The sequence below is a fragment of the Paenibacillus sp. UNC496MF genome (assembly GCF_900113915.1).
GTDB lineage: Bacteria > Bacillota > Bacilli > Paenibacillales > Paenibacillaceae > Paenibacillus_Z > Paenibacillus_Z artemisiicola.
The window spans coordinates 620,781-633,503 of the sequence record NZ_FORE01000005.1 but is presented as its reverse complement, the minus strand read 5'-3'; the positions used below and the strand labels follow the sequence as shown (position 1 = coordinate 633,503).

The following is a 12,723-nucleotide window of genomic DNA, read 5'->3' as shown; positions in this document are numbered from 1 at the left end:
AGATGACCATGACTGGGAATGCCAAGCAAGACAGCATCGTGCGCGATATGGCGCTTGCGCCGGACGGCCGCTTGAAGATCGATTGGGTCGCGGCGCACATGCCCGTGCTTAACCGGATTCGGGAGCAGTTCGAGCGGGAGCAGCCGTTCAAGGGGCTGAAAGTCACGATCTCGCTGCACCTGGAGGCGAAGACGGCGTACTTGGCGAAGGTCGTGCAGGCCGGCGGGGCGGACGTGACGATCACGGGCAGCAATCCGCTGTCCACGCAGGACGACGTCTGCGCCGCGCTCGCGGAGGACGGCATCACCGTATACGCGAAGTACAATCCGGAGCCGGCGGAATACAAAGCCCTCCTGGTCAAGGCGCTGGAAACGAAGCCCGACTTGATCATCGACGACGGCGGCGACCTCGTCACCATCCTGCACGCGGAGCGTCCCGACTTGATGGCGAATCTTCGCGGCGGCGCCGAAGAGACGACGACGGGCATCATCCGGCTGAAGGCGATGGAGAAGGACGGCTCGCTGAAGTTCCCGATGGTCGCCGTGAACGACGCGTACTGCAAATATTTGTTCGATAACCGTTACGGCACGGGCCAATCCGTCTGGGACGGCATCAACCGGACGACGAACCTCGTCGTCGCGGGCAAAACCGTCGTCGTCGTCGGCTACGGCTGGTGCGGCAAAGGCGTGGCGATGCGGGCGAAAGGGCTCGGCGCCCAGGTCGTCGTGACCGAGATCGACGCCATTCGGGCCGTCGAGGCGTACATGGACGGCTTCACCGTGCTGCCGATGCGCGAAGCGGCGAAGCTCGGCGATTTCTTCGTCACCGTTACCGGCAACCGCGACGTCATTCGCGGGGAGCACTACGAAGTCATGAAGGACGGCGCGATCTTATCCAACGCCGGCCACTTCGACGTGGAAGTGAACAAGCCGGAGCTGGAGGCGATGTCCGTCTCCAAGCGCGTCGTGCGCCGCAACATCGAGGAATTCCGGCTGAAGGACGGGCGGAGCATTTACCTGCTGGCGGAAGGCCGGCTCGTGAACCTGGCCGCGGGCGACGGCCATCCGGCGGAAATCATGGACATGACGTTCGCGCTGCAGGCGATGTCGCTGAAGTACGTCAACGACCGCTACGAGGCGATCGGCGCCAAGGTCGTGAACGTGCCGTACGAGCTCGACGAGCAGGTCGCGCGCTACAAGCTGGAAGCGCTCGGCACCGGCATCGACAAGCTGACCGACGAGCAGAAGACGTACCTCGACAGCTGGCAGGCGCATTAAGCGACGAGCGTCTCGCGCGATTTGCGCATTCAATACCCATGCGTCACCTTGGCGGGAGCCCTTCCTCGAGAAGCGGCTCCCTTTTTGCGTTGGGCTCGCGGCATCCCGGCTCTTTGCGTCGTCTTGCAACATTTGGAAGCCCTTCCGCGTTTGGGAAGTGAAAGGCACGTGGCGAGGAATGCTGCCGCATGTTCGATCCTCCTTGGATCGCGCAAGCCAGCAATCCTCATTGCAGGCGTACAAATACAAAGCAGGGGGTCGTGCGCATGGAACGGGAGAAGAAACGGGGTGCGGGAACGCGGAGGACGAGAACGAAGCGGTGGGCGGGATTATTGGCGGCGGCCGTGCTTGCGGGCATGCTGGCCGGCTGCTCGACGGCGAATCGGAACGCAAGCAACGGGTCTGCGGCGGATTCGGCAGCGGCTGCCGATGCCGGGAATGCCGACGCGGGCAGCGACGACAAGGCGACGTCGGAGCCGGCGAACTCGTCCGCGACGGCGGATACGATGGCGTCGACAAGCGCGGCGGCCGAGGCTTCGCCGGAATCGGCAGATCCTTCGGGATCCGGCGCGCTGCCGGGCGGTTCGGTAGACGGTACGGCCGGGAACGGCGCTGCGGGCGAGAGCATCGACCGGAAAATCGTGTACCGGGGCAACGTCACGATGGAAGTCAAGGCGTACGACGCGGCGCAGACGAAGCTCCGGGACCTCATTCATCTGTCCGGCGGTTATCTGCTGAAGTTCGCGGATCAGAAGACGTCGGCTGAGCGGGGCGGCACGTTCACGATCAAAGTGCCGGCGACCGGCTTCGACGGCTTCCTCGCCGGTTTGGAGAAGATCGAGCATCTCGGCTACCAGAGCAGCGCGCAGGGCACGGACGTGACGCAGGAGTACGTCGATCTCGGAGCGAGGCTGAAGGCGCGGCAAGTCGTCGAAGCGCGGCTGCTCGACTTCATGGCGAAGGCGACGAAGACGGCGGATCTGCTGCAAATCTCCCAGCAGCTCGGGGACGTGCAGACGGAGATCGAGCAGATAAAGGGAAGGATCCGCTATCTGGACGCGAACGTCGCCTATTCGACGATCGACTTGCGGATGTACGAGACGGTAGAGGCGGGCGCTGCGGCGAATGCCGGGAAGCGCGGGTTCGGGGAGCGGATTGCGGACGCCGCCGAAAGCAGCGCGAAAGCGCTGTTCGCCGCCGCGCAAGGCGTCGTCGTGTTCGCGGCCGGCGCGCTTCCGGTGGCTGCGGCGATCGCGGTCATCGCGATTCCGTGCTATGCCTTCTACCGGAGCGGCCGCCGAAAGGCCGCCGGCCGGGCGGCCGCGTTGGCGAACGGAACGCCGGGTCCCACGGGGAAGCTCCCGGAAACTCCGGAAGACGTGGAAGTGACGAAACCGGACGGCGGCGAAGATCGTTCGTCGTAAACCGGTCAACGGATTGGCAATCGAAAGAGCGGGAGGTTCCGGTCGTAGGACGACCGGGACTACCCGCTTTTTTGCGTTGCCGTCTCGGCTCCGGCGCGCTTCATGGCGCAGGCGATCGCGGCGGATTTGGCCAGCCGCTTCCGTTCGTCTTCGCCGCCGTTCAGAAACCGCCGGTCGCGGGCGAGCGCGAGCAGCGCGTGTTTGCCCGCTTCGGCCGCATCCAGATCGTTGCCGAGCAAGTAGTAGGCGACCTGGAAGCAGTAGTGCTCGACGCCGCGGAGCAGGCTGACCGTATCGTGCAAGGCGGTAGTGCCGTTCATCGCTGGCTTGCCCCCTTTGGTGATCGTTCCGATGAGATGTCGCGGCGTCCGCCGGATAGGGAGGGACGCCGCCTGTCGCGGCCGGTACGCCCGGCGCGCAAGGATCCGATTTCAGTTTACACGAACGGCAAGGGGAAAAGGTTTCAAAATCGTAACAAGATTAATCCCATAAAATATTTGCGGAAATCAAGGGCCTCGAGCAGGAATTGGTATCCGGGTGGCGAATACATGAACTCAAGTGGTGGAAAGTGGGGCCAAGTGGTGGAATTAGGGGGAGAGGTGGAGCGGTCGCATGTTCATGGGCGAATTTCAACACAGCATCGACGACAAAGGCCGCATCATTATCCCCGTTAAATTTCGCGAACAGCTCGGCGACCAATTCGTCGTCACCCGCGGGCTGGACAACTGCTTGTTCGTCTACCCGCCCAGCGAGTGGAGCCAGCTCGAGCAGAAGCTGAAGTCGCTGCCCATGATGAAGTCGGACGCGCGGGCGTTCTCGCGGTTCTTCTTCTCCGGCGCGACCGAATGCGAGCTGGATAAACAGGGAAGGGTAAACTTGCCGAATACGCTGTGCGAATATGCCAAGCTGGAGCGGGATTGCATCGTGCTTGGCGTATCGAACCGGGTGGAAATTTGGAGCAAGCCGATCTGGGAAAGCTACTTCAAGCAATCCGAGGAGACGTTCAACGAGATCGCGGAGAAGCTGGTGGATTTCGATTTTAACTTTTAGCCGGCTCCCGGGGCGCGCATGCCCGCGGGACGGCGACCTTAGAGCCGGGAGGATGACAGCATGTTTCAACACATAACGGTGCTCAAGGAAGAAGCGGTTGACGGTCTCGCGATCAAGCCGGACGGCATTTACGTGGATTGCACCTTGGGCGGAGCCGGTCACAGCGAGCTCATCGCTTCGCGGCTTGGGCCGGGCGGACGTCTCATCGCGCTGGACCAGGACGATTGGGCGCACGACAACGCGAAGCTCCGACTAGCGCCATACCTGGCGCAGGTGACGCTGGTCAAAAGCAATTTCCGCTACTTGGCGAACGTGCTTCGCGATTTGGGCATTGACGGCGTGGACGGCGTATTGTTCGACCTCGGCGTCTCGAGCCCGCAGCTCGACGAGGGGGAACGCGGGTTCAGCTACAATCACGACGCGCCGCTCGACATGCGCATGGATCAGGACGGCATGCTGACGGCGCACGACATCGTAAACGGTTGGGAAGAACGGGAAATTTCCCGCATCATAACGAATTACGGCGAAGAGAAATTCGCCCGGTCCATCGCCCGCAAAATCGTCGCGGCCCGGGAGCAGGCGCCGATCGAGACGACGGGCGCGCTGGTCGAGGTCATCAAGTCCGCCATCCCGGCGGCCGCGCGGCGCACGGGTCCGCACCCGGCGAAGCGCACGTTCCAGGCGCTGCGCATCGCGGTGAACGACGAGCTCGGCGCGGAAGAAACGGCGCTGGAGCAGACGGTCGACGTGCTCAAACCGGGCGGACGGGCGTCCGTCATTACGTTCCATTCCCTCGAAGACCGGATATGCAAGCAAACGTTCGCGAAATTCGTCGGGAAATGCACGTGCCCGCCGGATTTTCCGATGTGCGTCTGCGGCGGCGGCGACGGGAAGCTGAAGCTGGTCACCCGCAAGCCGATCGTGCCGGGCGAGGCGGAGCTGGAGCAGAATCCGAGGGCGCGTTCCGCGAAGCTGCGCGTCGCGGAGAGACTGTAAGAAACGTTTGCCTATACGAAACTTACCGTTCTGACACATAGAGCTTGTCGCCGCAAGAGCGCGATAGAACGAACCATGAGGAGAGAGAGGAACGCCAATGGCCTATATGAATGGAAATCTTGCCCTGCAGCCGAAGCGAAAGCCGGAGCAGAAGCCTTCGTACCGCGAGACGAAGAAAGTCGTCGTCAAACGGAAATCGATTCCCGTGCAGGAGAAGCTGCTGTACCTGTTCACGATTCTCGCCTGCGTCGTCGTGGCCGGCGTCATTATTTTCCGCTACGCGCAAATCTATCAGATGGAACAAAAGATTACGACGATGACGAAGCAGCAGGCGCAGATGCAACTGCAGATCGACGACCTGATCTCGAAGCGGGAAATCGCGAACGATCCGAAGGTCCTAAAGGACAAGGCTGCCCAACTAGACTATGTTATGAGCGACGAGCGCATTCAGGTTCAGACCGGCGGCGACGCGCCCGTCGCTTCGAAATAGGTGATCGTCATGACGAAACGGATAAAACTGCGCACGCTGCTGGTCGGAGGGGTTATTACCCTCCTTTTTGTTTTCCTCGTGGGGCGCATCTATTGGGTGCAGGTCGTGAAGGCGGATTTTTGGACGGAGAAGGCGAAGGAGGTCTGGTCGCGGTCGGAGACGCTCATTCCGGCGCGCGGTACGATCACGGACCGCAACGGCAACGTGCTGGCCATGGACGTGGCGGCGTATACGGTGGCCGTGAACCCGAAGATCATCCACCAGCTGAAGCTGGAGGACGTCATCGTCAACAAGCTGAACACGGTGCTCGGCAAGTCCAAGAGCTCGCTGCGCGACATCATCGAGGCGAAGCAAAAGAACGGCGAGTATTACGAGCAGCGCGAAGTGCGGCAGGAGGGCTGGAAGATCGACAAGGACGTGGCCGACCGCATTGTCCGCTTCCGCGACCAGCTGATCGAGCAGACGAAGGAGAAGGACGTCGGCATCTACCTGATCGATCAGAAGAAGCGCTTCTATCCGAAGGGAGCGCTGGCTTCCCACGTCATCGGCTACGAAGACAAGGAAGGCAACGCCGTCATGGGACTCGAGGCGGCGCTCGACGATCAGCTGCGCGGCACGGAAGGCTCGATCAAATACGAGCGCGACGGCAACGGCGTCATCATCGACAACGGCACGGTCGACATGAAGCCGGCGGTGGACGGCAAGAACGTCACGCTGACGATCGACGACGACATCCAGCACTATATCGAGGACGCGATCAAGGAAGCCTACGATAAGTATCAGCCGGTGAGCATCACGGCGATCGCCGCGGATCCGGATACGATGGACATTCTCGGCATGGCGAACCTGCCCAATTTCAATCCGAACGCGTATTGGAACTTCCCGCAGGCGAATTTCTACGATCATGCTATCAAATCGCTGTACGAGCCCGGCTCGACGTTCAAGATCGTCACGCTCGCCGGCGCCGTGCAGGAAGGGCTGTTCAATCCGAATACCTTGTACAAATCCGGTTCCATTAAAGTGCCGGGCGGCACGATCCACGATATTCATCAAAATTGGGGGACGATCACGTTCCTGGAAGGCTTGAAACGGTCCAGTAACGTCGAGTTCGTCAAGCTCGGCTACGAAGGCTTGAAGCCGGACAAGCTGATGAGCTACATCAACGATTTCGGCTTCGGCAAGAAAACGGGCATCGAGCTCGCAGGCGAAAAAGCCGGTTCGGTCAACCCGGAGTATCCGGTGGAATACGCGACGGCGGCTTTCGGCCAAGGTTTGGTCCAGGTGACGCCGATCCAGCAGGTGGCCGCGGTGGCGGCCGTCGCGAACGGCGGCAAGCTGCTCGAGCCCCATCTCGTGAAAGAGATCGACGATCCGGTCACGAAGAAGAAAACCGTCTTTCCGACGAAGGTCGTCCGCCAAGTCGTGACGGAGAAGACCGCCAACCAGGTCGACGAGTACCTGGAACAGGTCGTGTCCGATCAGAAGATCGGCTCCGGCCGCAACGCCTACATCGAAGGCTACCGGGTCGCCGGCAAGACCGGCACGGCCCAGAAGGTCATCAACGGCAAATACGCCGACGATAAGTACGTGCTCTCGTTCATCGGCTTCGCGCCGGTCGGCAATCCGAAGGTTGTCCTCTACATCGTCATGGACCAGCCGAACGACCGGCTCGCGTCCGGGGGCTCGGCGGTCGCGCCGATCTTCAAGCAGATCATGCAGCAGAGCCTGAAGCATCTCGGCGTGCAGCCGACCATCGAGAAGGGCGAGGCCGCGAACAGTCCGGCTGAGGAGCAGACGGTGTCGGTCCCGGACGTGACGGAGAAGCCGCTCGCGCAGGCGAAGCAGACGCTCGATGCGAAGAAGCTGGGCTACACGGTCGTCGGCACGGGGCCTTCGGTATTGAAGCAGATTCCGAAGGCCGGCGCGGCGGTCGGACCGGACCAGAAGATTTTCCTGCTCACGCAGGAGCAGAGCAAACTGACGACGCCGAATATGAGCGGCATGCCGCTTCGCGACGCGATGCAGATGTGCTCGAACCTCGGCATCCCGTGCGTCGCGAACGGCGAAGGCTTCGTCAAGTCGCAGTCGCAGGCGAAGCTGAGCGGCAAGCCGGTGCTGCTGCTCAATCTGACGCCGCCGGACGAGGACATGCTGCGCCAGACCGAATCGGGCGCCGATTCGGACGGCAACGGCGGAACGGACGGCGGCGGCGGAACGGACGGCGGCGGCCAAGCCGGCGGCGACGGACAGACGAACGCCGGGGGTTAGCCGGGCGGCGACGGCAAACTTATCGGCGGAAGCTGCCCCGGCGCCTGCGGCCGGACTACGCAGGACAAACACCGGACGAACGCCGGCCGGACAAACGCAAGCGCGCGGCCATCCACCGGGAGCCGCGCCGTCCCCTCGGACGGCGCGGCGTTTTTATGCGGACGGGGCTTGTTCTAACCCCCCTCTTGTCCGAATAGGCTTGAACTAGGAGACGGTTGGACGAACGTTCCCGTTTTACGAGCCTTTTCGGAGGGATGACAGGTGAAGGTTTCCAGCGTAACGATCCGGCGCCGGCTGTTCACGGCGCTTCTCATTGGCGTTCTCGGATTCGGGCTTTTGGCCGTTCGGCTCGGGTACGTGCAGCTGTGGAAGGGCGAGGAGCTGGCGGCCCGCGCGGAGGATTCGTGGCGGCGGGAAATTCCGTTCGCCGCCAAGCGCGGCGAGATCATGGACCGAAACGGCAATGTGCTTGCGTATAATATTAGTTCGCCGACCATCATGGCGATCCCGGCGCAAGTCAAGGACGCGCGCGAGACGGCCGCCAAGCTGTCGGGCGTGTTGGACATGACGGAGGACGCGGTGTTCAAGACGATCACGAAGAAGCAGCTGATCGTGTACCTTAAGCCCGGCGGCCGCAAAATCACGACGGACAAGGCACAGCGGATCAAGGATTTGAACCTCCCGGGCATCGTCGTGGCGGAGGACAACAAGCGGTACTATCCGCTCGGCAGCTTCGCCTCCCACGTGCTCGGGTTTACCGGCATCGACAATCAGGGGCTGACGGGCATCGAAGCCAAATACGACGCGCTGCTGCAGGGCATCAACGGGAACGTCTCGTTCCTCTCCGACGCCAAGGGCGACCTGATGCCGGGCTCGTCCGACACGTACACGGCGCCGAAGGACGGGCTGAACCTGGAGCTGACGCTCGACAAGCAGATCCAGACGATCATGGAGCGCGAGCTCGATCAGGCGATGGTCAAGCTCAATCCCGACGACATCATCGCGATCGCGATGGACCCGAACAACGGCGAGATTCTGGGCATGGCCAGCCGGCCGACCTACGATCCGTCCAAGTATAAGGAAGTCGACCAGCAAATCTACAACCGCAACCTGCCGATTTGGATGACCTACGAGCCGGGCTCCACGTTCAAGATCATCACGCTGGCCGCCGCGCTCGAAGAAGGCAAGGTCAACCTGACGCAGGATCATTTCTTCGACCCGGGGGCGGTCGAAATCGGCGGCGCGCGGCTGCGCTGCTGGAAGAAGGGCGGCCACGGCAGCCAGACGTTCCTCGAGGTCGTGCAAAATTCATGCAACCCCGGCTTCGTCGCGCTGGGCAACCGGCTTGGCAAAGAGAAGCTTTTCGAGTATATTAAAAACTTCGGCTTCGGCAAGAAGACGGGCATCGACCTCGGCGGCGAAGAGAACGGCATCCTGTTCAAGCTGAATCAGGTCGGTCCGGTCGAGCTCGCCACGACGTCGTTCGGGCAAGGCGTCTCGGTGACCCCGATCCAGCAGATCGCCGCCGTGTCGGCCGCGATCAACGGGGGGACGCTTTACAAGCCCCACGTCGCGAAGGATTGGATCAACCCGGATACCGGCGAAACGGTCAGCACGGTCGAGCCCGAAGCCGTCCGCAAGGTCATCTCCGAGAATACGAGCGCCCAGGTGCGCAACGCGCTGGAAAGCGTCGTCGCGAAGGGCACCGGCCGCAACGCGTTCATCGACGGTTACCGCGTCGGGGGCAAGACGGGTACGGCGCAAAAGGTCATCAACGGCCGCTATTCGCCGAACGAGCATATCGTCTCGTTCGTCGGCTTCGCTCCCGCGGACAATCCGAAGATCGTCGTGTACGTCGCGGTCGACAACCCGCAGGGCATTCAATTCGGGGGCGTCGTGGCGGCGCCGATCGTGCACAACATTCTGGCGGACGCGCTGCCGTACATGGGCGTGCAGCCGAGCACGAAGCAGATCAACAAGGACTACAAATACGGCGAGACGCCGATCGTCACCGTGCCGAATCTCGTCGGCAAGACCGTATCCGATATCTATGAAGATTTGAACATGAATTTCAACCTGACGTCCGCGGGCAGCGGCGATACGGTCATCCGGCAGTCGCCGGCGGCCGGAACGCGCGTCGACAGAGGGTCAACCATCCGCATATATTTAGCGAAAGACAATGATGAAAGCGAAAGTCCCTGACTATAATGAGTAGTAAGTTGCGATCGTAGGCATAGCGCCGCGCGAAGCGCCGCCAGCGGCGGCCCGCGCGGCCTTCCAACTGCTCATGGGAGGGGACCAGAGCGATATGCGGGTGAAAGAGTTGGCTTCTCTGCTGCTTACGGCAGTCCTTGTAGGGGAAGGGGAAACGGAGCTGTCGGGCATCGAAATCGATTCCCGCCAAGCCGGCCCGGGCGCGCTGTTCATCTGCCTGCGCGGCCATCGGGTCGACGGGCACGATTTCGCCGCGCGGGCCGTGGCGAACGGCGCCGCGGCGATCGTGGCGGAACGGCTGCTCGAGCTGCCGTCCCCGGTGCCGCAAATCATCGTGAAGGACAGCCGCCACGCGATGGCCGTCATCGCGGACCATTATTACCGGCAGCCCAGCCGCCGGCTGAAGCTGATCGGCGTGACGGGAACGAACGGCAAGACGACGACGACGTACCTCATCGAGCGGATCCTGAAAGACGCGGGCCATTCGCCCGGCGTCATCGGCACGGTCGAGATGCGCTACGCGGACCGCGCGGTGCCGATGTCGGGCACGACGCCGGAGGCGCTCGAGCTGCAGCGCTCGCTGAACGCGATGGCGGAAGCCGGCGCGGACTACTGCGTGATGGAGGTCTCCTCGCACGCGCTGGAGCAGGGCCGGGTGAAAGGCTGCCGGTACCGGACGGCCATCTTCACGAACCTGACGCAGGACCATCTGGATTACCATCAGACGATGGAACGGTACGCGGCGGCGAAGGGGCTGCTCTTCAGCCGGCTCGGCAACGAGTTCGCCGCGTCGCCGGAGGACCGGCTCTTCGCGGTGCTGAACGCGGACGATCCCGCCTCGCCCGGCTATGCCGACGCCACGGCCGCCGAGGTCGTCACATACGGCATCGAGCGCGACGCCGACGTCCGGGCGTCGAACGTGCGCATCGCGGCGCACGGGACAACGTTCCGCGCGGAGACGTTCGCGGGCTCGGCCGACATCACGCTGCGGATGGCCGGCAAGTACAACGTCTACAACGCGCTCGGGGCCATCAGCGCCGCGCTCATCGAAGGCATCCCGCTTCGGCACGTCAAGGCGAGCCTCGAGGCGGTGCCCGGCGTCCCGGGACGGGTCGAATCCGTCGACGCGGGCCAGCCGTTCGCCGTCATCGTCGATTACGCGCATACCCCGGACGGACTCGAGAACGTGCTGAAGGCGGTCAAGGAATTCGCCGTCGGCCGGGTGCTCTGCGTGTTCGGCTGCGGCGGCGACCGCGACCGGACGAAGCGGCCGCTGATGGGCCGCATCGCCGCCCGTTACGCGGATTACAGCTTCGTCACCTCCGACAATCCGCGGACGGAAGACCCGCTGCGGATCCTGGCCGACGTCGAGGCCGGCCTGCTGGAAGACGGCGTGCCGAAGGACCGTTACGAGCTGCTGGCGGACCGCCGCGCCGCGATTCAAAAAGCGGTTGAAATGGCGCGCCGCGACGATGTAGTATTAATTGCGGGGAAGGGCCATGAAACGTACCAGGACGTACAAGGCGTCAAATACGACTTTGACGACCGCGAGGTGGCCAAAGAAGCGATAAGGAGTCTTTCATAGTGATAAAACGACCATTGAACGCGATTGCCGCCCTCTGCGGCGGCACGGTGTTGAACGATAACCGGGGGGACGCCGCGATCGTCGGCGTCTCCATCAATACGCGCACGATTCAGCCGGGCATGCTGTTCGTTCCGATTCGGGGCGAGCGCGTGGACGGCCACGATTACGTCGGGGCCGCCTTGGAAGCCGGCGCCGGCGGGGCGCTGTGGGAGCGGAGCAAAGCGGTGCCCGAAGCGCTGGCGGAGGCGCCGCTTATCCTCGTCGACGACACGGTGGCGGCGCTGCAGCGGCTGGCCGCGAACTACCGGGACGAGCTCGACCTGCGCGTCGTGGGCGTCACGGGCAGCAACGGCAAGACCACGACGAAGGACATGGTCGCGGCCGTCCTGTCCGGGGCGTATCGGGTACATAAGACGGTCGGCAACCTGAACAACCATCTCGGCTTGCCGCTGACCGTGCTGGAGCTGGACGAGAGCTACGACGCCGTCGTCCTCGAGATGGGGATGAGCGAGTTCGGCGAGATCGATTTTCTGACGCGGCTGGCCAAGCCGGACGTCGCGATCATCACGAACATCGGCGATTCGCACCTGGAGCAGCTCGGCTCGCGGGCCGGCATCGCGAAGGCGAAGCTGGAGATCGTCGCGGGCCTCCGGCCCGGCGGCTTGCTGATCATGAACGGCGACGAGCCGCTGCTGGCCGAAGGCATCCGTTCGGCGCGGCTGCCGGACGGCGTCGAGGTGCAGACGTTCGGCCTCGAGGACGGGAGCCGCTGGGTCGCCGAGCATATCGGCGTGGACGCGACGTCGTCGCGGTTCGACGTCAAGGGCGAAGCCGGGCTGCAGCGCGTCGAGCTGCCCGCCGCGGGCCGGCACAACGTCTCGAACGCGCTGGCGGCCATCGCCGCGGCGACGCGGCTCGGCGTGCCGGCGGCCGTCATCCGGCAAGGCTTCGAGGGCCTGAAGCTGACCGCGATGCGCATCGAGGCGGGGCGGGCGGCGAACGGCGCCATGGTGCTGAACGACGCGTACAACGCCAGCCCGACCTCGGTCCGCGCGGCGATCGACCTCGTCGCCGGCTTGACCGGCTACCGGCGCAAATGGCTCGTGCTCGGCGACATGCTGGAGCTCGGACCGCGGGAGCGCGAGCTGCACGGCGAAGTCGGCGCGTACGTCACGCCGGCAAAGGCGGATGCCGTGCTGGCGTTCGGTACGCTGTCGCGGCATACGGCGGCCGCGGCCGCGAAGCAATTCGCCGCCGATGGCGGCGAGGAGCGGGTACGCGCGTTCGACGACAAGGGGGCGCTGGCGGAGTGGCTGCTGGCGCGGCTCGCGCCGGAAGACCTCGTCTTGGTGAAAGGCTCGCGCGGCATGCGCATGGAAGACATCGTCCATGCCCTGCAGCGGGAGGCGCAGAGGTGAA

Annotated in this window: 10 protein-coding genes; 9 read left to right on the top strand and 1 reads right to left on the bottom strand. The window is 63.5% G+C overall.

Annotated elements, in window-relative coordinates:
* The first annotated feature begins 8 nt into the window (after positions 1-8).
* The gene (locus BMZ79_RS07930) at positions 9-1,277 is read left to right on the top strand and encodes an adenosylhomocysteinase (RefSeq protein ID WP_090638362.1); all 1,269 of its coding nucleotides are present in this window, start codon (positions 9-11) and stop codon (positions 1,275-1,277) included.
* Positions 1,278-1,543: 266 nt separating this feature from the next.
* Positions 1,544-2,701, top strand: a complete 1,158-nt coding sequence (locus BMZ79_RS07925; protein ID WP_177222045.1) for a DUF4349 domain-containing protein — start codon at positions 1,544-1,546, stop codon at positions 2,699-2,701.
* A gap of 59 nt (positions 2,702-2,760) precedes the next feature.
* Here the strand turns inward: BMZ79_RS07925 and BMZ79_RS07920 are convergent, their stop codons facing one another.
* The gene (locus BMZ79_RS07920) at positions 2,761-3,021 is read right to left on the bottom strand and encodes a hypothetical protein (protein WP_090638357.1); all 261 of its coding nucleotides are present in this window, start codon (positions 3,019-3,021) and stop codon (positions 2,761-2,763) included.
* Positions 3,022-3,313: 292 nt separating this feature from the next.
* Here BMZ79_RS07920 and mraZ point away from each other — a divergent pair, with 292 nt between their 5' ends.
* From mraZ to murF, 7 genes are all read left to right on the top strand, one after another.
* The gene (mraZ, locus tag BMZ79_RS07915; RefSeq protein ID WP_090638356.1) at positions 3,314-3,751 is read left to right on the top strand and encodes a division/cell wall cluster transcriptional repressor MraZ; all 438 of its coding nucleotides are present in this window, start codon (positions 3,314-3,316) and stop codon (positions 3,749-3,751) included.
* Between the two features lie 60 nt (positions 3,752-3,811).
* On the top strand, positions 3,812-4,747 hold the full coding sequence (gene rsmH / locus BMZ79_RS07910) for a 16S rRNA (cytosine(1402)-N(4))-methyltransferase RsmH (protein WP_090638353.1): 936 nt from the start codon (positions 3,812-3,814) through the stop codon (positions 4,745-4,747).
* 97 nt (positions 4,748-4,844) lie between these two features.
* Positions 4,845-5,237 carry a hypothetical protein gene (locus tag BMZ79_RS07905; RefSeq protein WP_090638352.1) on the top strand — a complete coding sequence of 131 codons (393 nt, stop codon included), beginning with the start codon at positions 4,845-4,847 and terminating at the stop codon, positions 5,235-5,237.
* Between the two features lie 9 nt (positions 5,238-5,246).
* Entirely contained in the window at positions 5,247-7,505 is a 2,259-nt protein-coding gene (locus tag BMZ79_RS07900; RefSeq protein WP_090638774.1) for a penicillin-binding transpeptidase domain-containing protein, read from the top strand.
* A 261-nt stretch (positions 7,506-7,766) separates the two neighbouring features.
* Positions 7,767-9,707 (top strand): stage V sporulation protein D, encoded by a 1,941-nt coding sequence (locus BMZ79_RS07895; RefSeq protein ID WP_090638349.1) that lies wholly within the window; start codon positions 7,767-7,769, stop codon positions 9,705-9,707.
* Positions 9,708-9,813: 106 nt separating this feature from the next.
* Entirely contained in the window at positions 9,814-11,304 is a 1,491-nt protein-coding gene (locus BMZ79_RS07890) for a UDP-N-acetylmuramoyl-L-alanyl-D-glutamate--2,6-diaminopimelate ligase (protein ID WP_090638347.1), read from the top strand.
* Positions 11,304-12,722 carry a UDP-N-acetylmuramoyl-tripeptide--D-alanyl-D-alanine ligase gene (gene murF, locus BMZ79_RS07885; protein WP_090638344.1) on the top strand — a complete coding sequence of 473 codons (1,419 nt, stop codon included), beginning with the start codon at positions 11,304-11,306 and terminating at the stop codon, positions 12,720-12,722. The genes BMZ79_RS07890 and murF overlap by 1 nt, the downstream gene beginning before the upstream one ends.
* The last annotated feature ends 1 nt before the right edge of the window (position 12,723 follow it).